At 48.0% G+C, this 23,141-nt stretch carries 22 protein-coding genes; 10 read left to right on the top strand and 12 right to left on the bottom strand.

Annotation, left to right across the window (positions count from 1 at the left end):
- Positions 1-2: 2 nt before the first annotated feature.
- A complete protein-coding gene (locus MHM94_RS01475) occupies positions 3-704 on the bottom strand; it encodes a FadR/GntR family transcriptional regulator (RefSeq protein ID WP_130146181.1) in 702 nt (233 codons plus the stop codon).
- Between the two features lie 216 nt (positions 705-920).
- Here MHM94_RS01475 and MHM94_RS01470 point away from each other — a divergent pair, with 216 nt between their 5' ends.
- Entirely contained in the window at positions 921-2,393 is a 1,473-nt protein-coding gene (locus tag MHM94_RS01470; protein WP_235418794.1) for a dipeptidase, read from the top strand.
- A gap of 200 nt (positions 2,394-2,593) precedes the next feature.
- A complete protein-coding gene (locus tag MHM94_RS01465) occupies positions 2,594-3,466 on the top strand; it encodes a LysR family transcriptional regulator (RefSeq protein ID WP_022945468.1) in 873 nt (290 codons plus the stop codon).
- A 144-nt stretch (positions 3,467-3,610) separates the two neighbouring features.
- Here the strand turns inward: MHM94_RS01465 and MHM94_RS01460 are convergent, their stop codons facing one another.
- Together MHM94_RS01460 and MHM94_RS01455 are read right to left on the bottom strand one after the other, a co-directional pair.
- The gene (locus MHM94_RS01460; RefSeq protein WP_052698265.1) at positions 3,611-3,865 is read right to left on the bottom strand and encodes a hypothetical protein; all 255 of its coding nucleotides are present in this window, start codon (positions 3,863-3,865) and stop codon (positions 3,611-3,613) included.
- A 213-nt stretch (positions 3,866-4,078) separates the two neighbouring features.
- Positions 4,079-4,684 (bottom strand): DUF2306 domain-containing protein, encoded by a 606-nt coding sequence (locus MHM94_RS01455; RefSeq protein WP_235418459.1) that lies wholly within the window; start codon positions 4,682-4,684, stop codon positions 4,079-4,081.
- A gap of 365 nt (positions 4,685-5,049) precedes the next feature.
- Here MHM94_RS01455 and MHM94_RS01450 point away from each other — a divergent pair, with 365 nt between their 5' ends.
- Positions 5,050-5,535 carry a hypothetical protein gene (locus MHM94_RS01450; RefSeq protein ID WP_022945464.1) on the top strand — a complete coding sequence of 162 codons (486 nt, stop codon included), beginning with the start codon at positions 5,050-5,052 and terminating at the stop codon, positions 5,533-5,535.
- 136 nt (positions 5,536-5,671) lie between these two features.
- On the opposite strand, the gene MHM94_RS01445 is transcribed toward MHM94_RS01450, so the two are convergent.
- Positions 5,672-6,049 (bottom strand): hypothetical protein, encoded by a 378-nt coding sequence (locus MHM94_RS01445; protein WP_235418457.1) that lies wholly within the window; start codon positions 6,047-6,049, stop codon positions 5,672-5,674.
- Positions 6,049-6,411 (bottom strand): hypothetical protein, encoded by a 363-nt coding sequence (locus MHM94_RS01440; RefSeq protein WP_171036783.1) that lies wholly within the window; start codon positions 6,409-6,411, stop codon positions 6,049-6,051. The genes MHM94_RS01445 and MHM94_RS01440 overlap by 1 nt, the downstream gene beginning before the upstream one ends.
- Positions 6,412-6,632: 221 nt before the next feature.
- Between MHM94_RS01440 and MHM94_RS01435 the strand changes: the two genes are divergently transcribed.
- The 4 genes from MHM94_RS01435 (at position 6,633) to MHM94_RS01420 (ending at position 9,689) form a co-directional block, all read left to right on the top strand.
- Positions 6,633-7,196: a dihydrofolate reductase family protein gene (locus MHM94_RS01435; protein ID WP_235418455.1), complete on the top strand. Its 564-nt coding sequence runs from the start codon at positions 6,633-6,635 to the stop codon at positions 7,194-7,196.
- Between the two features lie 373 nt (positions 7,197-7,569).
- On the top strand, positions 7,570-8,421 hold the full coding sequence (locus tag MHM94_RS01430; protein WP_235418453.1) for an HNH endonuclease signature motif containing protein: 852 nt from the start codon (positions 7,570-7,572) through the stop codon (positions 8,419-8,421).
- A gap of 99 nt (positions 8,422-8,520) precedes the next feature.
- Complete coding sequence (locus tag MHM94_RS01425; RefSeq protein ID WP_235418450.1) at positions 8,521-8,979, top strand: nuclear transport factor 2 family protein; 459 nt, start codon at positions 8,521-8,523, stop codon at positions 8,977-8,979.
- A 125-nt stretch (positions 8,980-9,104) separates the two neighbouring features.
- Positions 9,105-9,689 carry a DJ-1/PfpI family protein gene (locus MHM94_RS01420; protein ID WP_235418449.1) on the top strand — a complete coding sequence of 195 codons (585 nt, stop codon included), beginning with the start codon at positions 9,105-9,107 and terminating at the stop codon, positions 9,687-9,689.
- A gap of 145 nt (positions 9,690-9,834) precedes the next feature.
- Here MHM94_RS01420 and MHM94_RS01415 read toward each other — a convergent pair whose 3' ends face one another.
- The 6 genes from MHM94_RS01415 to MHM94_RS01390 all read right to left on the bottom strand — a co-directional run bounded on the left by MHM94_RS01415 (position 9,835) and on the right by MHM94_RS01390 (position 17,961).
- Positions 9,835-10,794: a hypothetical protein gene (locus MHM94_RS01415; RefSeq protein WP_235418448.1), complete on the bottom strand. Its 960-nt coding sequence runs from the start codon at positions 10,792-10,794 to the stop codon at positions 9,835-9,837.
- Between the two features lie 252 nt (positions 10,795-11,046).
- Positions 11,047-11,439, bottom strand: a complete 393-nt coding sequence (locus MHM94_RS01410) for a hypothetical protein (RefSeq protein WP_239348330.1) — start codon at positions 11,437-11,439, stop codon at positions 11,047-11,049.
- Positions 11,440-11,613: 174 nt separating this feature from the next.
- Positions 11,614-13,824, bottom strand: coding sequence for a catalase/peroxidase HPI (katG, locus tag MHM94_RS01405; protein ID WP_235418445.1), 2,211 nt, complete (start codon positions 13,822-13,824; stop codon positions 11,614-11,616).
- A 184-nt stretch (positions 13,825-14,008) separates the two neighbouring features.
- The gene (locus tag MHM94_RS01400; protein WP_235418443.1) at positions 14,009-15,574 is read right to left on the bottom strand and encodes a sugar porter family MFS transporter; all 1,566 of its coding nucleotides are present in this window, start codon (positions 15,572-15,574) and stop codon (positions 14,009-14,011) included.
- Positions 15,571-16,575, bottom strand: coding sequence for a LacI family DNA-binding transcriptional regulator (locus MHM94_RS01395; RefSeq protein WP_022944808.1), 1,005 nt, complete (start codon positions 16,573-16,575; stop codon positions 15,571-15,573). The genes MHM94_RS01400 and MHM94_RS01395 overlap by 4 nt, the downstream gene beginning before the upstream one ends.
- A gap of 51 nt (positions 16,576-16,626) precedes the next feature.
- Positions 16,627-17,961 carry a GH1 family beta-glucosidase gene (locus MHM94_RS01390; RefSeq protein WP_235418441.1) on the bottom strand — a complete coding sequence of 445 codons (1,335 nt, stop codon included), beginning with the start codon at positions 17,959-17,961 and terminating at the stop codon, positions 16,627-16,629.
- Between the two features lie 153 nt (positions 17,962-18,114).
- Here MHM94_RS01390 and MHM94_RS01385 point away from each other — a divergent pair, with 153 nt between their 5' ends.
- A complete protein-coding gene (locus tag MHM94_RS01385; RefSeq protein WP_235418793.1) occupies positions 18,115-19,356 on the top strand; it encodes a sugar MFS transporter in 1,242 nt (413 codons plus the stop codon).
- Positions 19,357-19,358: 2 nt separating this feature from the next.
- Positions 19,359-21,911, top strand: coding sequence for an exo 1,3/1,4-beta-D-glucan glucohydrolase (locus MHM94_RS01380; protein WP_235418439.1), 2,553 nt, complete (start codon positions 19,359-19,361; stop codon positions 21,909-21,911).
- A 42-nt stretch (positions 21,912-21,953) separates the two neighbouring features.
- Here MHM94_RS01380 and MHM94_RS01375 read toward each other — a convergent pair whose 3' ends face one another.
- A complete protein-coding gene (locus MHM94_RS01375; protein WP_235418437.1) occupies positions 21,954-22,484 on the bottom strand; it encodes an isoprenylcysteine carboxylmethyltransferase family protein in 531 nt (176 codons plus the stop codon).
- Between the two features lie 300 nt (positions 22,485-22,784).
- Here MHM94_RS01375 and MHM94_RS01370 point away from each other — a divergent pair, with 300 nt between their 5' ends.
- Entirely contained in the window at positions 22,785-22,976 is a 192-nt protein-coding gene (locus tag MHM94_RS01370; RefSeq protein ID WP_022944803.1) for a DUF3185 family protein, read from the top strand.
- Positions 22,977-23,141 lie beyond the last annotated feature (165 nt).

Here is a 23,141-nt window from a genome sequence, read left to right as displayed (position 1 = left end):
CGTTACCTGTTAACTTGTTCAATTAATGCAATCGCCTCTTCAATCATACTCACCGATAAAGCCCTTGCCTTGTCGACTTCGCCATTTGCAACGGCAAGGAAGAGGTTTTTGTGCGCCTCAACAACCATATGCGTGTCGCCCTTAATCGGTGTAGTGTAACGAACACTGACATTAAGTGCGGTACTGGTAAAGTCTCTGAGCTGACGAAGAAAGCGGTTGCCACTTGCGTTAAGTAACTCTAGGTGAAAATCTATATCGTAGCGATGAAAGTTACTGTCGCAATCCACAGAGGCTGCCATGTTTTTCCAAGCGTGTTCTATTTTAGCGATAGACTCACTATCAGCACGCTGAGCCGCTAAAGCTGCGGCTTGTGGCTCAATAGCGAGCCTCATTTCCAAGAACTCCTTGAGTATCGATAACGAAGGGTTGCTGTCTAGCATCCAAGTAAGAACCTGCGGGTCGTAAAGATTCCAGTTATCAGCGTCTTCTATGCGTATTCCTTGGCGTGGACGAGAAGAGATTATTCCTTTTGCCGCCAGCATTTTTACTGCTTCACGTACGGCTGTACGACTAATATTGTATTGCTCACATAGTTTAGCTTCAGTAGGCAAAGCGTGGGCGCTATTGTAGTGTCCAGATATTATTGCTTTTCCCAGTTCATCGGCTAATTGCATGGACAAACTGGTCTTTCTTAGTGGTGCCATAAATTGAAATGTTACTTATAACTAGTTAAATAAGAGTGTGTGAGATATACCCACGATACAGGTGTTAAGTGTTTAAGTGTACTTGCTTTTGCGCCTTTTGTTTTTTAACTTCAACTCAGTATATTACTGGTTCATATTTTCACTAAAGGTTACCATATACTTCAAAACCTTATCTTAACGGGATCTGCTTTGAAGTCATCACTTTTCGCTGCCGCATTGGCACTGCTAAGCCACGCGAGTTTAAGTCACGCCACCCCCACTTACCACGACGCACTGGCACAGTACGCTGTCGATGAATACCAAGACGCACAAATTCACACTCTCGCGAATATGGTGTCGTTCGCTACGGTTAATACAAGTGCATATAAAACACCTGATAACCCTGAGTTTATTGGCTTCAAACACCTTTTGAAAATGAAGGCTGCGCAGCTCGGCTTGGATTATCAAGATTTAGGCTACACCGTGCTTATTGGCATGGGTGAGCAGCGGGACAAGGTGACTATAGTGACCCATGGCGATGTGCAACCAGCCGATGCATCAAAGTGGGCCAAAAGCCCGTTTGTGCTTGATAGCACGAGCGAGCCGGGCAAACTAATCGCCCGGGGTACCGAGGACGACAAAGGCGCAATCGCCACCGCGTTGTATGCCATGAAAGCCATTAAAGACCAGGGCATACAATTAGATAATCGCATTGAACTGATGATTTATTTGGCTGAAGAGTCCGACTGGCAACCGCTACGCACCTTTATGCAAAGCTATCAGCAGCCTAAATATGCGGTGACCATTGATGCCAGTTACCCTGTGGTGGTAGCCGAAAAAGGCTGGAGCCTAGTGGCCCCCACTTTTAGCGGTACTTATCAGGGCTCACAGATGTATGTCAGTGAGTTAACAGGAGGCGCGTTTGTAAGCCAAATTCCTGAAGATGCCAGCGTGCGTGTGCACAATGCCAGTGCCGAAGCGATAGCTACGCTGCGTGCCAATGCGGCAAAGCTCAGTGACGTTGAGGTTCAAATTGAAGAGCTGGCCGATAATGAAGTGTTAGTGCGCGTCAAAGGCACCTCAGCGCATTCGTCGGAGCCCGAGTCTGGAGTCAATGCCATTGCCCATTTAGGCGCGGTGTTTAATGATCTGGAGCTGGCAACCAATGCCGATGGCCAAGCCTTGCTGTTTATTAATGAGCTTATTGGCTTAGATCTCTATGGCAAGCAGTTTGGCGACATTGCCTATAGCCATGACTTTATGGGCCCAATGACGGTAGCACCGACCTTAATTGAACGCCAAAACGACACGCTCACCCTCTCGGTAAACTTACGTCGGCCAGAGGGCAAGCCAGAGTCGCAACTGCGTACAGAAATTAACAACGCTTTGAACAGATGGCAGCATCGTCACCAAGTTGAGCTAGCAGCGGTTGATATAGAAATTGGCACCCCTATGCTATTAGATGATGCCCCGCACGCCGACGCCCTGCTAAGTATTTTTAAGCACTACACTGGCGATGAGCAGGCGGAATTTGTCTCCATTGGCGGTGGCACCAATGCCAAGCTGTTTAATAACGCCGTGTCTTTCGGCCCATCCATGCCTGGCAAAGCCTATACCGGTCACTCCGAGCATGAGTTTATGACCCCTGAGCAGCTACGTCTCAACCTCAAAATGTACACCGCCATGATGGTGACCTTAGGTAATATGTAGTGCTTCAATGGCAGCCGTTATGGATGACGGCTGCTTGAATGCCAGGTGCACAATAACGATTCGCGCTGCACCGAGTTAGTGCAGCAAGCACATTTTAATTAAGCAATAGCAAAGGCTGCGTGCGCTATACCCTAGTTTAAACACAAGTGTATAGTTGGTTTATAAATTGCTTCTTCTCTATTTTACTCAAAAAAATACTTATGCAGACACCCATTAGAGGACTTCGCGCATTCTGTTTCGCAGCTCGCTGCTTGAGCTTCAAACAAGCGGCTGAGCAACTCTACCTCACTCCTTCGGCTGTCAGTCACCAAATTAAACAACTCGAGCAGCAGCTTGGCTTCGCACTTTTTCAGCGCCGTACCCGGGCAATAATACTGACTAACGAAGGTAAAAACTTCTTCGATGCCATAGAGCCTATTATCACTGATCTTGAGCAGACCATTCGCACCTTTAGTCACAAAGATAATAACGTCACCATTAGCATTGCCTTGCCAGAGTTTTTCGCCAGCGAGCTATTGATGCCAGTGCTCAGTGAATGGACTTCACAGCATCCCGATGTCAATTTAGAGGTCGACACTTTGCGCACCCGCACACAAAAAGTGCGCAGCACCGATTTATCAATTGTTCTCTCGCATGACACTCCGGTCAGTGGCATTGCCACTGAATTATTTGCGTTGGAATATATTCCCGCTTGTAACCGCACTACCTACGAGCAGTGGCAACATAATAGCGAGCAGGCATTAAGTGAGCTGCCACTAATCGTCCATCAGTCGCGACCTTGGTCTTGGCATCAATGGGCTGAATACCATTATGCAGGGGATTTCGCGCCCAAGCAGATCATTCAACTTGATAGTATGTTTGGGGTTGCCCGCGCAGCACAGCAAGGAATGGGGGTGGCGTTAATCCCCATGCCGATTAGCCGCACTTGGTTTAATGAAGGATTACTATGGCCATTGGTCAACAAGCCCTTATGGACCAAGGATAAATACTATTTAGTTGAGCATGAAGTGGCTGAACCTGACTCGCCCCTGGCTGATTTTACCCAGTGGGTGATCAATACCTATAAACAGTAACGCGATAAGTCCTCTGGTATCGACAACCAAAGTAGCGTGTTATATCAATAAGTGAGCTGCTAACACTGTTAAGCCATCGCTTAAAAAAACGGGTGCATATTGTGTCAGCAAGCTCGCCTAAAACTTCAATTTATCTTGATAAGATTAAACAACAGCATGGCCTATGGTGATATTGATGGTATTTCCAGCAAAGGCCCACACGCCCAACAGGTAGCCGAAGTGATACATATTGCCATTGTTATTCGTTTCGTAGATGCTGACACCATCTTTAAATAAACTGACAATGAAAAACACAGGCATTAATAAACCATGCCACAGCCCAGATAAAAATCCGGCTTGCGAGGCATCCTCTGCTTTGTATTTTGATTGAAATCCTGGCATTGATAGCGCATAACTCATCGTTTACATCTTCCTTATTATTGTTGTTATCTCAAAGCGGCTCTTACATCAAAAGCAACAACCTTTCGCTTTGTCCTGATATTATTACTTTTACCAAACCTGAGTGATGCTTCCAACGACAGAGTTGTTACAAACTTTGTAAGTGTGTCTGTGCTGTACACAAGATGAGATTGATGCCTTGAATAGGTCAATTAGGGTTGAGAATTTTTGATTTTATCTGGGCGCAGGATGGCGATTGAATAGCCAATCCGCTATGAGAAGATTGGGGACCCAGCTTAACCAGGCAAGTAGCGGATAAAAATCAGTAAAAGGTATGCCTAACGCCATGAACGCCCCCAGATAAATGCGCAAGGTGACAGCAGAGAAAGTGACAGAGAAGTTGCGTATCATCCAACGTCGATGAGCATCAAAATCCTTTTTCATAACACAGAAAAAGGCCATAAACCCAGTGATTAACCACACCAAAGCTGAACCAGTAAACCCAACGATAGACACTAAACCACCAAACGCAGTTTGTGCCAATGCCAAGCCAGCGAGCCCACCTAGCAGCACACCGACTAGTAGATAAACACGGCCAAACCAACGGTGCAGCTGCGGGTAACGCGAACGCAGAGTAGACAAAAATTGCCACGGTCCCAGCGCTAAAGCCGTTAGCGAGCCAAACACATGCACATAAATAGCCAGTTGATGTTGGTTAAACACCACTTGCATATCGGGGTGCACCAACGAGCCGAGAGGCAAAAAGCTGTAAGCGTATAACGCATAACCAGCTACACCTAATGAACAAAGTAACAACGCCCACCAGCTTAAAGTTTTCACGGTTGTATCTGCCTCAATTGCAAAAAGTCAGCGCTTAACAGATACCGCGTCAAGCTAGGGTCAAAGCATAGTCCTTAATTTAGGTAAAAACCACCATACTGATAATTGCTATTTTCAACATTTTTAGCAGGCAATAAAGTCCAGACGCGACCATCTAGACAACGGCGATAACCTAATCAGGGGCTAATTAATTGATTGTATTTATATTATTAGCTTCGCATAGAACTCCGGCTGCACAATGAACTCGCGGATTCATCTATAGATAAATTTTTTTCATTTAACGGTGCGATTTATATCGTTTGTAGAGTAAAAGCTTTAAACCTACAGTTAATACCGAAGCAAACACACAACCCGAGGATAGCACCGTGAAGACGCTCAAATTAGCTCTAGCCATTACGACAGCCACATTTTTAACGAGTAGTTACGCCGCTGACTACAAATTAGCAGTCATCGATGACAATGACACATCAAAAGCAGTACTTGCAGGGCAATACGACCAGGTAATTAACTTAGGTAATGTCACTGAGTTAGACCAGCAAGCTGCATTCGAGAAGTCGGTGAACCAGTGTGCTGCGCACATCCAAGTAGGCAAGGCAGACGAAGCGCTTTCAATGTGTAGCCTCGCGATTGAACTGATCAGTGAGATAGATGTAAATGCCAACAAGCGTCGCGAGCTTACTGCTTACGCCTATGGCAACCGTGGCATCGCCCACTCTTTGAAAAACGAATACCAGGCCGCGCTGGACGATTTCAGCGCCGCATATAAAACAAAGCGCAATACCATTACCCGTGCAAATCTAAAAACGGCGCAATCAAGCCTTAAGCAATTGCAAGGCCATGTAGCACCGTAAGACCCTTCTCATAGTGTGTTGTTCCTGCTCAAAGGAACCCCCAAAAGCGTCCATCTGGGCGCTTTTTATATTATCAGCCCCGCTCTAAATACTAATAATATTCGCGGACAACTTCACGCAAACCATAGCGTGTAGCCTACCCACTTTTACGGCTGCGCGGGCCCCCGAGCACAATAGCCAGCTGGCATAAGCACACACTAAGAAACGCGCTGACCCCCAGGGCGCCGCCATAACCGTGTAAATACGGCACCAAGTAATGAAATAGCAATGCAAACAACACGGCCGCACTGGTTAAGGTGTAGTAGCCAAAGCGCGCCGGGGTACTCATACCCACGAAGGTGCCGCCAAAGAAAACCACTGAATACAGCTCTGCATGAGTGCTCATCAATAAAAACAGCGCATAGGCAATAAGAGACAACAAACTAGAGGCTCGTAGCGCGTTGAAGTAACGCAGCTTGGAAAGGAAATAGGTGGCAAACGCAGCAGTCACCGCAATAACAATAGTGAGCACCATTAACCTACCCCTCCTTGCACTAACATAAATAGCGCCACACTGACAAAGGCCACGCTTCCAAGTTTACCGCCGAAGCCAGTAAAAAGATTCATCGTCAACGCGTACAACGTTGTGCCAATAAAGGCGATAACGGCTAGTTGCCAGTAACCCGAAATGAGCTCAGCTGAACACATACCCGCAAAGCTCCCAGCATACACAGCGGCATTGGGGTGGCCTGCAAAGCGTTTTGGAAAGGGAATAACGGAGCCTATTAACCCAGTCGCAGCGGCAGCGGGAACGAGCGGCACAGCCCAATGGCTATGTAAAATAAAGCAGCTTAAACAGCCCGATAGAAAAGCAAGGTACTTAACAACAAAAAACAACCACAGCGCCCTTGGATAAAATAAGGTGGGGTATTATGCCACAGCTTAATGTTTACCTCGACATCAGCTAGTTAAGCAGGCCACCACCGCACGGGGGCGTATCTGAGGCGCAAGCGCTCATAGTGTTAGCTTGTTCTCTTTCGTCGCTATTTTTAGCCAAGTACTTACAATTCTTTTAGTGTAGGCTGCAAACAGTATCAGCAATAGGAACAGAATAAAAAATGAAATGCTCTGTATATATAGCAACAAGCGCAGACGGTTACATTGCAACTAACGAAGGAGCAGTGGATTGGCTCCATAGTGCCGGTAACTCTGATGCTGATATGGGAAATAACCCAGACATGGGGTTTAGCGCTTTCATGGCTGCTGTTGATTGCATGGTCATGGGGCGCAAATGTATGGAAACGATTGCAAGCATGAATTTAACCCCCGAACAATGGCCTTATGGTGATACGCACATCGTTGTTTTAAGTAACACGATAAAAGAGCCACCCGAAAACTTGATGGGTAAGGTAGAGATGTTCTCTGGTGATATTACTGACTTAGTTAAAGGATTAGCAAGCAAAGGGTTCAAGCATGCCTATATTGATGGTGGCGCTACGATTACTTCGTTTCTTAATCTTAAACTCATCGATGAAATGACCATCACTAGAGCACCTGTACTATTGGGAAGTGGAATCCCACTTTTTGGTAAACTCGACAACCCCATAAAGCTCGTTAACTCTAAGGCAATAGCCTTTGCGAATGACTTCGTTCAAGTAAAGCACGATGTAAAATACACATAACAAGCAGGTGCAGTGGGTTATTTTACACAGGGCCGGAGACTCTCACCCGGCCACAGGTATTACGCATAGGGAATTAAAATTACCAAAACCTTGAAGGAGCCTGGTCAGACCGTCATCCCGCCACCAAAATCACCTTGTATGCATCTAGCCCCTTTGAGTTTCTCCCATAGTCAGGAAAACGACCCTTTGGGTCGTTTTTGTCGTGTCTGCGTGTAGAGCAATGTAGTGAAACTTCAACGCTGGTAAGTACTTCCTTAATTTGCTATCAATGGTCATAGGACAAAAACGAGACTGGTTGCGGCAGAAAAACGACCCAATCGCTCGATATTAAATTGTTAGCTCCCAATAGGATCAATCAGGCAAAGGAGTATTGATGTCAATACCTGAAAAAACTGTCGCAAGTGTTTTAGTAAAGTGTGCTAGGCATTGCAGTATATGTAGAAGGTTTTCGCCTTTACAAATTCAAGTTCATCATATTATTGAGCAGTGTGATGGCGGCACCCATGATGAGGATAACCTTTTACCTGTTTGTATTGGCTGTCATTCGACAGTTCATACAAAGACACAAATGACCAAGAACTTCTCCGCTAAGGAATTAAAGGGTCACAGGGATGAAGTTTACGACATGGTTGCTAAAGGTAAGCTTCCCGCCCAAGCTCAAGTAACCGGTGGCGAAATGCATGCGTTGTCGGCAACTATATTGGAGACACTAAAGGCCCAAAACGAAGATACAAAGTTGTCTGAAACAGCAGCAGAACTTCTACTTGCAGCTGCGTGTGAAGAAGACAAATTAAAAGTCCAAAAGTTTGATGAATTTTTCCATATAACAGTTGGCGGTCAAAACTTCTCCTTAAAGGCAAATGACGAAGTCCAATTTCCAAAAGAAGTACTTGAGCTCGTAAACAAAGGCTACGTGACTGTCGGGAGTGACTATGCGGAAATTTCAGATTCTGGCATTTCGCATGTTCAGGAGCTTGTAAAAACTACAGCCAAGTTCATTGAAAAAAAGGTGAAGTGTTTGAAATGTAGCCTTCATTTCACAATACATTCTTGGAACCCTGACTCACATCGAGCAAAAGATCTTCATTGTCCCGAGTGCGGACAATCGGACGGCGTTTTTGTTGTGTGGGCGCAACAGAGATTTGGATTTATATTTCAACAAGTACCTGGAAATGCCTCCCCTTGGGATCTTGGTGACTTGAGCAAGCTTGGAGCTAACAAGTAAATCAAAGGGACAAAAACAATTGGCACCCGCTCGTACCTCGCGAATATAGCCAATCTTTTTTTGCCCATTATTTAGGCGTTATGTCTTTTGGAGGAAACCATGAAAATAATAAGAAAACTTGTGTTGGCTCTATCGTTATTCTCTGGGTCGGTTTCAGCGCAGGTGGATCCGGCTTTTGAACCAGTTATGGCGCTATTTTCCGGAATGTCGGAAATTGACCACTCAGGTATGAGGGCGGCGGTAACAGATAAATTCAAACTCCTTGAAAACGGAGAAGTTTGGGGTATTGATGAGCTTGTCGCTGTTGTCGCTCCAAGTGAATACAAGAGAGAAAATTTCTTTAGTCTAATCTCTTCTGATGTGAGAGAAGATATCGCGCTTATAAATTACTGGAATAAAGCCGTATTTTCGTCAAAAAAATCCACGCAGAATGTTGCGTGGCTAGAAAGTGTGGTGGTAGTCAAGGACAACGGAAGCTGGCGTCTGCAGCAGATGCATTCTACGCATGTTAACGAGGAAAAGATTCCGGATTCTGTAGCATTTATCGAGATGCGCTAAAACATAACAAGCCAAGTCAACGCGACAATTTTAAGCTGGCTCCCGTCGCTTCGCTCTTCAGGGTCTGCCGCACATCGCGCTGCAGCCTCTAAACACAGCGTTATGACAAGGGGGACATAATTCAGGTGAACGTAGGAATTTACATCTATGATCAGGCCGAGGTTTTAGATTTTTCAGGACCATTTGAGGTATTTTCAACGGCTTCGCGAGTTTGCAAGAATGACAACCCTTTTGACGTTTTCTTGATCAGCGAAAGCGGTAATACGATTAGCGCCCGAGCTGGTTACAGGGTAATGCCAAACTATGGGTTTAATGACCATCCTATGATTGATGTTCTAATCGTTGCAGGTGGTGTTCACTCCAATGAAATAGGCAAGTCCCAGGTGATGGGATGGATCTCCCAACAATCGACAAACGCATCCATCACAGCCTCTGTTTGCACTGGTGCGTTTTTGCTAGCTAAAGCAAAAGTGCTGAAAGAGCATAAAGTCACGACTCACTGGGAAGATCTAGCTAATCTAAGGAGCGAGTTTCCCCAGCTGAACGTTATCGAAAATGTGCGATGGGTCGATGAAGGAAATATCATTACTTCAGGTGGTATCTCAGCAGGAATTGACATGAGTCTACATTTGGTAAGTAGGTTGCACAGCAATGACTTGGCCGAAAAAACTGCAAGGCAGATGGATTTTTCATGGACAAAGAACTCATAGCTAAGCTAGTCACGGCGACGTCTACCACGTTGCGTAGCCACGCGTGCTTAGCGGCGTTGCCATTGTTCACTTCTAGCACCAAGCTGACCGTCAGGCCAGCCAGTGTGCCAATATAAACTTTAATCTTCTGGGTCACTACGCATAGCTACGGGCAGTCATTATTCAGGCCTTGCGTAATAGCTTTGCTATAACTGGCAGCCGTTGGAACGGCACCATCACAGGCGCTTTTATTGCTGAGTACGGCGTCATACTTCCATATAAAGCCACCGGCAAGACCCTGCTCGCTCACTGCAGCGAAGGATTGGCAGAACGCGCTAGGGCACAGCTCTGGGTTGGAGTCGCTGGCCCCTTTTACCGCCAAACCAGCGACTAAGTAAGCGCCGCCCTGCCCTTCACCAACAACGGCCGAAAGCGCATCTAGCCAAGGTTGTAAGCGCTCAAGGTTACCAAGGCCACCGGAATAACATTGTAGATTCCACCAACTAACGCGGTAGCCCTTATCCCACAAGGTTTGCATATACCCTTGCCACAACGAGGGTTGTTGGTAAGGGCAAAAGGTAACCTGATAGCCTAGATCAAACAGGATTTCGGCAAACTCAGTAATGGTACTTGCTTTCACCACCTCTTCATTATCGAAATCAACACCATCAATTAGGCACTCGCCATCGACCGTAAAGGCCTCTCGCAATGTTTTAAAGTTGGCTTTAATTTGCTCGCGCATGCCTTTTTCCAACATATACTCAATGGCTTGAAAATCGCATACTCCCCAACCACCGATAGAAATAAAGATTTTTTCTACCTTGGAGCCATGTTGTTTTAGCTGCGCCAACTTACTAGGCCAAGCGGCTATGTCGGCGTCGTTGTTAGGGTTAAAGGTGTCGCCATCGGTGATGCGGATATTGCCATCATTGAAGACCAACTCTCCCCAGGATTGGCCGGGCACGGCTTGGCAGTTACTGTTATTTAAATCACCGGCGCGGCCAATATGCATGGCCCAGAGAATAAGCGTGGTAAAACCACTTTGCTGCGCGTCGCCAATGCATTCGTTGGTGATCCCTGGGCCAAAATCACCACTGCAATAGGCGGCAAGATTAATCGTACTCATAATAAACACTCCTTTGGTTAGGGTGAGGTAGCCACCATGGCGTGTGCTCTCTCACTGTCGCCATGATGCTACTGTGTCATTACTATGAGGCTAGCTTTGCGGCGCGAGTGGCGCTGTGAGGTGTTAGCAGCTGTAACAAAGAAGGAATAACATTTTGCAATAGCTAACCGCTAAAGATTAGCATTCTTTAGTAGGTGGGGTGCTGGCAAGACGAGCTGCGTTATCGTTAAAAGCAGCTCGTTAATAGGAAACTTAAGGCTTTGCAGGGGTTAGGATAACACCGCTACTGTCTATTTCTGCCAAGTATGCGTTTATCCACTTGTTATCTGCATGCAAAGGAATGATGTCTTTTTCGTCTTTGTAGCCTGCGTATTTAGCACTGGAAAACACACTAATGCTCCAATCGTCTTGCCAACTCATTTCATGGAAGCACTGATCTAGGACTAAGTTCGACAATGACTCGACTTTAAATTGGGTATTAGACACAACAAAAAAACGATGATTGATTGGATCAGTTCTAACAACCTCAAAACCTAGAGTTTGCTGTACGCAATTTTGTACCGTCTCCGTTGAGTTCGCAGCACAACTCACTTGGCTGAACAATAAAGTCAGCGTAAAAAGATATTTATTCGCCAAACTGTTCAAAACTCCATCTCCTTGGTTGCTGTTCAAAAACACCTTGAATATTCGAAAAATAATCTTCTTTCTTTTCTTGCTGCACCGTACTCAACACTTAATTCGCTGGTGTGCTTTCGACATAATATAGGGAAACATAAAAAAGGCCACTCAACAGTGGCCTTGGTGGGTAACATCACAATTTTATTTTAGGTCAAAGCGATCCGCTGTCATCACCTTGGTCCAAGCGGCCACAAAGTCTTCAACAAACTTTTTCTCGGCATCTTTAGACGCATACACTTCAGCGATGGCACGTAGCTCTGAGTTAGAGCCGAAGATCAAATCAACCGGTGTCGCCGTCCACTTTAACTCGCCGCTTTGACGGTCGTGGCCTTGGTAGATACCTTGCTGTTTATCTGACTTGCTCCATTTCGTTGACATATCCAGCAAGTTGACAAAGAAGTCATTGCTTAATGTGCCTGGTTGGTCAGTAAACACGCCATGATCCATGCCTTTATAGTTGGCATCCAGGGTACGCATACCGCCCAGTAGCGCCGTCATTTCCGGCACACTCAAGTTCAACAGATTGGCACGCTCAACCAGCATACCGGTAGGCGATTTCCAACCACTGTCGTAGTAGTTACGAAACGCATCAGCGGTTGGCTCAAGTACCGCAAACGACTCAACGTCAGTGTACTCTGGCGATGCATCCATACGTCCTGGTTTAAACGGCACCGTAATGTCATGGCCCGCGTCTTTGGCTGCTTTTTCAATGGCCGCAGCGCCCCCTAAGACGATAAGGTCCGCTAATGAAACCTGTTTGTCGCCGCCTTGGCGATTAAAGTCTTGCTGAATGTCGCCCAGTACCTTTAATACTTTAGCCACTTCTTCAGGGTTGTTCACCGGCCAATCTTTCTGCGGCGCTAAACGTAGGCGTGCACCATTAGCTCCGCCGCGCATATCGCTGCCACGGAAGCTAGACGCTGATGCCCATGCCACACGAACAAGCTCTGGCACGGTCAATCCTGAATCTAGGATCTGTTCTTTAAGTGTACTGATGTCTTGCTCAGTGACCAGCTCATGGTCAACCTCTGGAATATAATCTTGCCAGATTAAGATTTCCTCAGGAACTTCGTCGCCGAGGTAACGAGCACGCGGACCTAAGTCACGGTGATTTAGCTTAAACCAAGCTTTTGCGAATGCCAGCTCGTATTGATCTGGATTGGCGCGAAAACGCTCAGCAATTTTGCGAAACTCAGGGTCTTTTTTCAGCGCGATGTCGGTAGTAAACATAATCGGCGCATGGCGTTTACCTTTAACATGGGCATCTGGCACTAAGTTCTTCGCCGACTCATTGGTCGGGATCCACTGTGTGGCACCGGCCGGGCTCTTGGTTTGCTGCCACTCGAAATTAAATAAGTTATCGAGGTAGTTCATGCTCCACTGCGTTGGGGTCACTGTCCACGCACCTTCAAGGCCACTGGTGATAGTGTCTTCAGCGTTGCCTTTGCCACATTTGTTTTTCCAACCAAAACCTTGGTCTTCTAACTCAGCCGCTGCTGGCTCTGCGCCCACGCAATCAGGTTTTTTCGCACCGTGAGCTTTACCAAAGGTGTGACCACCGGCAATAAGCGCCACAATTTCCTCATCGTTCATCGCCATACGACCAAAGGACATGCGAATATCGCGCGCTGCGAGCAAGGGATCGGGTTTGCCATGCGGACCTTCAGGGTTGACATAAATCAGCCCCATTTCAACAGCAGCAAGTGGGCCTTTGAGCTTACCTTTTTTGTCACGGCGCTCGTCGGTCAGCATTTTGCCCTCTGGGCCCCAGTAAACCAAATCTGGCTCCCAGTCATCTTCACGACCACCGGCATAACCAAAGGTTTTAAAGCCCATATCTTCTAGGGCAACATTTCCGGTCAGGGCCATTAAATCAGCCCAAGAGATATTGCGACCGTATTTTTGTTTAATCGGCCACAATAAGCGACGCGCTTTATCCAAGTTGGCGTTATCTGGCCAGCTGTTAAGTGGGTCAAAGCGCTGCTGCCCGCCACCTGCGCCACCGCGACCATCAAATACACGGTAGGTTCCAGCCGCGTGCCAGGCCATACGAATGAAAAAAGGTCCATAGTGACCATAATCTGCTGGCCACCAATCTTGCGAGTCTGTTAGTACCGCACGAATGTCGGCTTTAACGGCGTCAAGGTCGAGGCTTTCAAAGCCCTCAGCGTAGTCAAATTCTTCACCATAAGGGTGTGACTCCACGCCATGAGCTCGAAGGGGGCTTAAATCAAGCTGCTCAGGCCACCAAAACTGATTTGATTTCGGCTCGCTGGCATAAGCCTGCATAGATACGACTGATGACACTGCCATGGCAATGGCAGTCGCCAAAGGAATTGCTTTGTTGCGCATAATCTTCGCTCCTAATGGGAGGGTTGTTAATCGAGAGTAAATATAGACCAGTTTTCCAATCTATTGGAGCGAGAAAAACAGATTAGATTAATCGATAATTTTGATAAGGGTTTTATTCCAAATTGCTCTACACTAACGCGGCTTTGAATTTTACCGCGCGGGTATTGGTGGTGGCGTCGTACACTTAGCTGCGCAAGCTCAGCTCTAACTGCTCTAACGACTTGCCCTTGGTCTCTGGCAGATAACGCCATACCAGCGCTAATGCAATCAATGCAAAAATACCGTAAATGGCGAAAGTCGCTGCTGCCCCGAACTGGCTAAGCTCCCAGGGGAACACCAGCTGCACCGCAAAACTCACTGCGTTATTCACTACAGTGACCGCTGATATGGCAATCGCCCGCACAGTATTCGGGAAAATCTCCGCAAACATCACCCACATCACCGGCCCAAGAGATAACGCAAATGACGCCACAAAGAGGGTGATCCCCAACAGTACCAAGGTGGCATTCATGGTGATCGCTTCACTGAGGATCACACTTTCATGTTTGCGCGCATCTTGGACCCCTAAATGCTGAGTCAACGCTGCTTTAAAGGTAACATCATCGCTGTAAATATGAGCCCGCATAGGACTTAACTGACTGACCACAGTGGCCGGTAGTTGCTGTTGTAGTGCGCGTAGCTTGGTATCGTCAATATGGTAGCTGGCTTGTTTGAAACCCCAACTACACAAGGCCATGCTGACGATAATACCGCCCAACCCCAAGAGCAGTAGAGGACGTCGGCCAAAACGATCGATGCACAGCATGGCGGCCACCGTAAACACAACATTCACTAAGCCTATCCACAGAGCTTGGGCAAAGGCCGCATTGGTGCCGACGCCACTTTGCTCAAAAATAGTGGGGGCATAAAAGAAAATAACATTGATGCCGGTGATCTGCTGAGCCACAGCCACCAGCAGGCCAATCAATAACACAAAACGCACACGCCGCCCGGCTAACAAACGAATACGTTGCGATAGCGGCGCTACTCTTTGCTGCAATGAGGCTCGCATACTGCGTAGTTGCTCATCAATACGTTGCCCACTGAACAGGCGAGCGGCAACGCTTTGCGCCTCTTCATGCTGTTGACGCATCAGTAGCCAACGTGGGCTGCGAGGAATAAAGAACAACAACAGCAACCAACACAATGCTGGGGCGATTTCCAACCCGAGCATCCAGCGCCACAAATGCTCATTAATAGCCAGGCTTTGCGCCCAGCTAGCCTCGGATTGGGCTAAGTTCAGTAAATAGTAATTGGTAAAATAAGAAACCGAAAAGCCCAACACGATATTCAATTGATTGATCGACACCAGCTTACCGCGATGCTCGGGCAGGCTAATTTCAGCAATATACATGGGCGCAACCATCAATGAGCAAAATGCCATGCCGCCAATAAAGCGCGCCGCAATCAGCATCCAATAACTTTGTGCAAAGGCCGAAGCCAGCGCCGACACTAAATACAATGCGGCAATTACAATCAAGGTTTTGCGCCGACCGATGGCATCGCTAATGGCACCGGCAAAGCAAGTGGCTAATAGCCCGCCAAGCGTTGGCGAGCTCACGACGAACCCTTGCTCCCAACTACTTAAGTGGAAATCGTCAACAATAAAGCCAACCGCACCGGAGATCACCGACGCGTCGAAGCCGAAGATAAAGCCTCCCAAAGAAACAACAAGCGTATAAAATAACGCCGGAGGCAGGGTTTTGATCATGGTGCACTCACCAATGAGTCGCGGGCAACCAAAGAAGGCGCAAACAGATTACGAGGCTCGGCGACCCCCCGCTGCTGGTACACATGTGCCAAGACCCAGTGCGCGGCCGCCTCACCCATCAGCCGAATGGGGTTGTCTATGGTGGTTAATTTTGGATACAAGTAACGAGCAAACAACACGTTGTCGAAACCAATAATCGACAGTTGCTCGGGGATCGCGATACCAAGCTCACGGGCTGCGGTCATCGCCCCAGAGGCCATCTCATCATTGGCGCAAATCAATGCACTGAATTTATGCTTTGCTCTGTAGAGCTGTTCCAGCCCTTGTGCGCCCTCCGCTTCGTGATAGCCGCCCTCAACTAATAGCGCATCGTTAAATGCAATATTGGCCTCAGCTAAAGCACGCTGATGCCCCGCCAAGCGCTCTTTAGCGTCGCCTTTGAATAATGGCCCGCTAATATAAGCAATATCCTTATGTCCGGCATCCAATGCTGCTTTGGTAGCCAAGTAACCGCCCAGTTCATTGTCGGTGTAAAAGCAACGCTCGCTGATAGCATCAATTTTGCGGTTAATAAGAATAATTTGTGCGTCACCTTTGGCCAGCTCGAGCAAATACTCATCACTGACCGCTTCGGCATGTAAAATGAGGGCGTCACAGCGACGGTCGAGTAAAAATTCAATGGCCTGTTTTTCTTTTTCTTCATCACTGTGGCCGGCGGTGATCACCACATGCTTGCCTGCTTTTCGCAACACATTTTCAACTGTGCTCATCATATCGCCGAAGAACGAACCATGCAGCGCTGACACCAATAGGCCAACGCTGTTGCTGCAATTAGAAGCCAGCGACTGGGCAATGGCATTGGGTTTGTAGCCCAATTCGGTCATGGCTTTAAGCACTTTATCCCGGGTGCGTTCACTGACCCGGACATTGCCGTTCATCACTCTGGAGACGGTGGCCAAAGACACGCCCGCTGCTTTTGAAACTTCGTAAATGGTTGCCATGTTTATTCTTTTAGATTGTCCTTTGAGGCCTAAAGCTAATATAAAGCGCGCTTAGAGTCTATTCTCAAGCAAGCCTTTATATGCCAGCGCACTGTCTTTCAAGGTGCGTTGCTGCGTGTGGTAATCCACATGAACAATACCGAAGCGTTTACTGTAACCAAGCGCCCATTCAAAGTTGTCCATTAACGACCATGCAAAGTAACCACGAATATTGACACCTTGTTCAATGGCATTGTGTACCGCGTTAAGGTGGCTATTAAAGTAATCGATACGTGGCTTATCATAAATGGCGCCATCAACTATCTGGTCATCGAAGGCGGCACCATTTTCGGTAATATACAGTGGCGGCAATGAAAAACGTTGGTGTAAATCTACCAGTAATTTCTCAAATGCCTCTGGAACCACTTCCCAGCCCATGGCGGTTAATGGCGTTTTCGTGGGTTCACACTGAGCGAACCAACCTTTGCCATCACTGGCAAACACCGCACGGGTGTAGTAGTTGATACCAATAAAGTCGTTTTTAGCGCTGATAATAGCCATGTCATCGGCGCCAATTTCAGGGCGCACATCTTCAGGCAAGAGTGCCAGCACGTCAGGGTAACGGCCTTCAAGCAGCGGTTGTAAGTACCATAAATTATGATATTGGTCGGCCAATTGCGCCGCATGTGTATCGGCAGCGCTGCTACTTGCGCCGTAGGCAGTAGAAAAGTTCAGCACAATACCGCATTCACTGCTTGGGACCGTGCGTCTAAGTACCTGCATGGCTAAGCCATGTGCAAGCAGTAGGTGGTGCGCTGCTTGGCGACCATAGCGCTGACCCTTTTTGCCAGGCGCATGAATGCCTACCTCGTAACCAAGATACGCAGAGCAAAACGGTTCATTTAACGTTGCATAAGAATAAACCTGTTCACCGAGCGCTTGAGAAATAACATCGGCATACTCAGCAAAGGCATAAGCTGTTTGCCGGTTGAGCCACCCACCTTGGTCCTCTAAATACTGTGGCAGATCCCAGTGGTATAAGGTGACAAAGACTTTGATGCCCTGCGCCGTGAGTGCCGCCACTAAATTCTGATAAAAACGGATCCCCTCTTGGTTGGGCTGCCCGTGCTCATCCATTACTCTGCCCCAAGCAATTGAGAGCCGATACGCATCGACGCCAAGATTGGTTATGAGCTCGACATCTTGTTGCCAACGGGCGATATGTTCACAGGCGACATCGCCATGACTGCCGTCAACGATGGCACCCGGCTGACGACAAAAGGTATCCCAAATACAAGGTAAGCGCGCTGCTCTTGCCCCCTCTATTTGAAACGAGGACGTCGCGACGCCGTAAATAAAGTCGCGTTGCAACATCTTGGATTCGGTAGGCAAGGTCAATTTAGGCATCTGTGTTACTCAGTCCGTTTGCAACCCTTTTGGGTTTTTATTTGAATTCATGCGCGCTTTCTGTAATTATCAAATAAAAATGTAAGCGCTTTCATAATTAAATGTAAGCGCTTTCCTTAAAAAGATCAATAGGAGAACACCGTGGCCCTATCCATGCAGCAAGAATCTGTGCAGGCGCAGCCATCGAGCAGCGGCGGAAACTACCGTTTTGCGCTGGTTGCACTGACCTCACTGTTTTTTATGTGGGGGTTCATTACCTGCCTCAACGACATTTTGATCCCTTACCTCAAGGGGGCATTCGAGCTTAATTACACCCAAGCGATGCTGGTGCAGTTTTGCTTTTTTAGCGCCTATTTTATCGTCTCGCTTCCCGCCGGGAACTTAGTGGGGCGCATCGGCTATCAAAAAGGCATTGTCTTAGGCCTGGCTGTTGCCTGCGTTGGCTGTTTGTTGTTTTACCCGGCAGCAAGCAGTGGCGTTTATGCCCTATTTTTAATCGCGCTGTTCGTATTGGCTGCTGGTGTCACGGTGTTACAGGTGGCGGCCAACCCCTATGTTAGCGCGCTAGGGCCGCAAGAGACTGCGCCGGCAAGGCTGACCATGACCCAAGCGTTCAACTCATTGGGCACCACAGTGGCGCCGTTTTTTGGCTCAATCCTTATCTTTACAGAAGGCGCTGAAGTCATAAAAGGAGACGCTTCAGCAACGCAGGTCCCTTATCTTATGCTCGCCGGCGCACTGCTGTTACTAGCAGGTATTTTTGCCAAATTGACGCTGCCCAAGCTAAGCGGCCAAACAGTGGGAGTCGATGCCGTATCAGGGTCAGCATGGCGTCATCGTAACCTGACCTTAGGCGCACTTGGCATCTTTGTTTATGTCGGCGCTGAAGTGGCTATTGGCAGTACCTTAGTGAACTTCTTTAACCAGGAAAACATCGCCAATATGCATGAGGCGCAAGCGGCGAAATACATTGCCTATTATTGGGGCGGCGCCATGGTAGGACGCTTCATCGGCGCCTTAGTGATGCAAAAAATCTCCGGTCGCACAGTTCTTGCTTTTAACGCCGTCAGTGCCTTTGCCTTGGTACTCATTTCAGTGTTTTTCGATGGCTACTTGGCAATGTGGGCCATTCTTGCCGTTGGTTTATGCAATTCAGTGATGTTCCCCACTATTTTTAGTTTGGCCCTCAATGGTTTGGGCAAGCATACCGCGCAAGGCTCTGGCATTTTATGCTTGGCCATTGTCGGTGGCGCCATTATTCCGTTGCTGCAAGGCATGCTTGCTGATGGGATTGGGCTACAATGGTCATTCCTGTTGCCAGCACTATGTTATGTGTACATTGCCTACTATGGTCTCAAGGGCGCGACTCCCGCCGTTATCGAATCAGGAAAATAACAATGACAGGTAAAATAAAATATCTAGCCGTCAGCGTGGCGGCATTGGTACTCGGTGCTTGCTCTGAGCAACCACACACCAGTGGCTCAGTCGCTACACCAATCAATAACGACGCTATCTGGCCGAAGAGCGAAAGCACCGTGGCTGAACATCACGATGTGGAAGCGCAAGTTGAAAAGATTTTGGCGGGTATGACGCTGGAACAAAAAATCGCGCAGATGATCCAACCCGAGATCCGCGACATCAGCGTTGAAGACATGCGTCGCTACGGGTTTGGCTCTTACCTCAATGGAGGCGGTGCCTTTCCCAATAACGACAAGCACGCCAAGGTCAGTGATTGGGTTGCGCTCGCTGAAAAAATGTATCAAGCCTCTGTCGATGACTCGCTTGATGGCAGCACCATACCGACGATGTGGGGAACCGATGCAGTGCATGGTCACAATAATGTGATTGGTGCGACCTTGTTCCCGCATAACATTGGTCTTGGCGCCGCTAATAACCCTGAACTTATAGAAAAGATTGCCCGTATCACCGCCAAAGAGGTGCTGGCAACGGGTATAGATTGGGTCTTTGCGCCAACGGTAGCGGCAGTGCGGGATGATCGCTGGGGCCGCACCTATGAAGGTTACTCGGAAGACCCTGAAATAATTCGTGACTACGCCCATGCGATTGTCACTGGCTTACAAGGCAAACCGGGCGAGGGCTTTTTGGGTGAAGGCCAAGTGATCAGCACAGTAAAGCACTTTGTTGGCGATGGCGGCACCGTTAACGGCGACGACCAGGGTGATAACATCAGCTCTGAAGAGCAGCTCTTTAACATTCATGCTGGCGGCTATGTTGGCGGTTTAAACGCCGGGGCGCAATCGGTGATGGCCTCTTTTAATAGTTGGCATGGCGAAAAAATCCATGGCAGTAAGTATCTGCTTACTGAAGTACTAAAAGAAAAGATGGGCTTTGATGGCTTTGTTGTCGGAGACTGGAATGGTCACGGCCAAGTAAAGGGCTGTAGTAACGATAGCTGTGCTCAGTCAATCAATGCCGGACTGGATATCTTTATGGTGCCCGGTGATTGGAAAGCATTGTACAACAACACCTTAGCGCAGGTAAAAAGCGGCGAAATTGCCACCAGCCGGATCGATGATGCGGTGCGTCGCATCCTTCGGGTCAAGCTGCGGGCCGGATTATTTTCCAAGCCTAGCCCAGCTCAACGCCAATACGCCAATAACACCGATTTGATTGGCCAGCAAGCGCACCGCGAGGTAGCACGTCAAGCGGTACGGGAATCGCTGGTGTTACTAAAGAACAAAGGCCAGTTGCTGCCGTTAAAAAGGCAACAGCGGGTGCTCGTTGCTGGCGACGCTGCCGACAATATCGGTAAGCAGTCTGGGGGGTGGACCATCACTTGGCAGGGCACAAACAACGAGAATAAAGACTTTCCAGGCGGCTCGTCTATTTGGGATGGAATCCAAGCTCAAGTTACACAAGGTGGTGGGCAGGCCGTGCTCAGTGTTGATGGTAGCTACCAACAAAAGCCTGATGTGGCCATTGTGGTGTTTGGCGAAGATCCCTATGCCGAAGGTCATGGCGACCGTGCAACTCTGGAGTACCAGAGCGGCGATAAGCGCGATCTAGCGCTGCTTAAACGCCTCAAACAACAAGGTATTGCCGTCGTGTCAGTGTTTATCAGTGGCCGACCTATGTGGGTCAACCCCGAGCTCAACGCCTCTGATGCTTTTGTGGCGGCTTGGTTGCCGGGCTCAGAAGGCCAAGCGGTGGCCGATGTGCTGTTTCGCGATGCTCAAGACCAGGTGCAATACGATTTTAGCGGTCGGTTAAGCTACTCTTGGCCAAAAACCCCCACACAGATTGTTAATCGCGGTGATAGCGATTATCAGCCCTTGCTACCTTATGGCTTTGGCCTCAGCTATGGCGATGACAACGTCTTAAGCGATGAGCTTAATGAGCAAGTTCGCACCGAGGGCGCACAACAACACGATGTTGCCCTATTTACTGGTACTGTGCAAAAACCGTGGCAGATGGCGCTTTATTCTGGCGAACAAGTGCTCCCTGTGAGTGCCAATACTCACACCTTGGGGGCACTGAGCTATCGCACTATTGATAAACAAGTGCAAGAAGATGCCCGCAAGTTAAGCTTTGATGGCAGCGCTCGCGCGGGCATGCGCCTAGCCAGCGAAAGCTACTTCCGCGAAGACTTACAAGCCAAGCTAGGCAGCGAGGCGGTGTTGAGCATGCAGGTCATGGTTGAACAAGCACCCAGTGCTGCGGTGAAGGTGATCATGAATTGTGAGAGCGAAGGCGACACCCCGGGCGTATGCCACAGCGAAGTCGATATCAGTGAGCAACTGCGTACCCTGCCCGCTAATACGTGGCAGGCACTCAGTATTGATAGCCAATGCTTTACAAAGCAAGGGTTTAAACTTGCTCACACCGTAGTGCCGTTTGAGCTTACGACGCAGGGCAAGTTGATAGTCAGCGTTGCCGATATTCGGCTGCAGAAACAAACGGATAAAGGTGCAACCATCAGTTGCCCTTAATCAGCGCTTATAAAAAGAAAGCGGCCTTGAGCCGCTTTCTTTTTATATCCAGCGCCGTACTTGGCGTTGATAAGTTCGGTAACGCTCACCGAATACCGAACATAAATGCGCCTCTTCAGCTTGGGTTTGTCGATACAAAGTGAGCCAACCGACAATAAGACACAACAGTGAGAACGCCGAAGGCAAAGCCATAAAAAAGCCTAGCTGCGCTATGCCAACCCCAACAAACATAGGGTTACGGGAGATGCTATAAACCCCTTGGGTTTGCAGCAGCTGCGGCCCTTGGCGGTCAATACCACTGCGCCAGTGACGATTAAGGTTTAGGTTAATCAGCGCCGCACTAATAAAACCGCCTGTCATCAATGCCGTGCCGATGATAACAACAACACTGTTTTGATATAGCGGTTGCAAAATTCCAAGATAACTATCCGCTTGCGGCCAAGGCCAGCGGATCAGGCACACTAACCAAATAGTGATGCGAAACACCCGAAAGGCCATGTGATTCCACCAGTCGCCACAATAGGCTTGCCCAGGAAAAATCAACTCTTCGCCATGTTTGCGCTTTAAAAGCATGATGCGCAATGTGTAAAACACAGCCACGCAAGTGAAAAATATCGCTAAATAGCCTCGGGTGAAGGCCTGCAAAGCGTCTAGATTAATGCTGAAAATAACGGTCCCTTATCGTAAAAACGACACCCCCCTCAGGCATGAGCGGTGCAAGAATTGAAAAGTGTTAAGATACAAAAAGATAGCACGGTTCATTTAAAACATTAAATACATTGCACATTCATCCGCATTGCATACACTGAATATCAGGCGAGCGAATGCTTGTTCGCTGCAATGAACAATAATCAATAACAATGGAGTTCATTTATGAATGGCAAAATTCTTGGCATTATTTTAATCGTGGTCGGTGTTGCCTTAGTTGCCTGGGGTTATAACGTCTATGATGCAGTAGAGGCTCAGCTAACCCGTACTTTTAGTGGCGACACCCCAATAGAAGCATGGATTGGCATGGTCGGCGGTGCTATCTGCGTGGCTGTAGGTGTTTTCAAACTAAAATAACGCCCAGTGCGGGCAACCCAGCCCGCCTTTGACACTTACTTTATTCAGCGCCTTTCTTTAATGGCAAAGTAAACACTTTGTTAGCTATACACACTCACTTCACTATAAAACGCTCAGCAACTCACCACTTGTTGACGAATCAGCGCTGCCCTTTTTTCAACCAAA

The organism is Pseudoalteromonas sp. CNAT2-18.1 (assembly GCF_022347865.1).
GTDB classification, from domain to species: Bacteria; Pseudomonadota; Gammaproteobacteria; order Enterobacterales; family Alteromonadaceae; genus Pseudoalteromonas; species Pseudoalteromonas ruthenica.
The sequence above is the reverse complement of the archived record's forward strand: the minus strand, read 5'-3'. Positions and strand labels throughout refer to the sequence as shown.

Bases quoted from the DNA above. Each gene is read 5' to 3' on its own strand.
- katG (WP_235418445.1), bottom strand. From the start codon at position 13,824: ATGCGCAACAAAGCAATTCCTTTGGCGACTGCCATTGCCATGGCAGTG.
- MHM94_RS01400 (WP_235418443.1), bottom strand. From the start codon at position 15,574: ATGATCAAAACCCTGCCTCCGGCGTTATTTTATACGCTTGTTGTTTCT.
- MHM94_RS01465 (WP_022945468.1), top strand. From the start codon at position 2,594: ATGCAGACACCCATTAGAGGACTTCGCGCATTCTGTTTCGCAGCTCGC.
- MHM94_RS01415 (WP_235418448.1), bottom strand. From the start codon at position 10,794: ATGAGTACGATTAATCTTGCCGCCTATTGCAGTGGTGATTTTGGCCCA.
- MHM94_RS01425 (WP_235418450.1), top strand. From the start codon at position 8,521: ATGAAAATAATAAGAAAACTTGTGTTGGCTCTATCGTTATTCTCTGGG.
- MHM94_RS01460 (WP_052698265.1), bottom strand. From the start codon at position 3,865: ATGAGTTATGCGCTATCAATGCCAGGATTTCAATCAAAATACAAAGCA.
- MHM94_RS01475 (WP_130146181.1), bottom strand. From the start codon at position 704: ATGGCACCACTAAGAAAGACCAGTTTGTCCATGCAATTAGCCGATGAA.
- MHM94_RS01375 (WP_235418437.1), bottom strand. From the start codon at position 22,484: ATGCTTTTAAAGCGCAAACATGGCGAAGAGTTGATTTTTCCTGGGCAA.
- MHM94_RS01435 (WP_235418455.1), top strand. From the start codon at position 6,633: ATGAAATGCTCTGTATATATAGCAACAAGCGCAGACGGTTACATTGCA.
- MHM94_RS01385 (WP_235418793.1), top strand. From the start codon at position 18,115: ATGCAGCAAGAATCTGTGCAGGCGCAGCCATCGAGCAGCGGCGGAAAC.
- MHM94_RS01430 (WP_235418453.1), top strand. From the start codon at position 7,570: ATGTCAATACCTGAAAAAACTGTCGCAAGTGTTTTAGTAAAGTGTGCT.
- MHM94_RS01445 (WP_235418457.1), bottom strand. From the start codon at position 6,049: ATGGTGCTCACTATTGTTATTGCGGTGACTGCTGCGTTTGCCACCTAT.
- MHM94_RS01395 (WP_022944808.1), bottom strand. From the start codon at position 16,575: ATGGCAACCATTTACGAAGTTTCAAAAGCAGCGGGCGTGTCTTTGGCC.
- MHM94_RS01380 (WP_235418439.1), top strand. From the start codon at position 19,359: ATGACAGGTAAAATAAAATATCTAGCCGTCAGCGTGGCGGCATTGGTA.
- MHM94_RS01390 (WP_235418441.1), bottom strand. From the start codon at position 17,961: ATGCCTAAATTGACCTTGCCTACCGAATCCAAGATGTTGCAACGCGAC.
- MHM94_RS01370 (WP_022944803.1), top strand. From the start codon at position 22,785: ATGAATGGCAAAATTCTTGGCATTATTTTAATCGTGGTCGGTGTTGCC.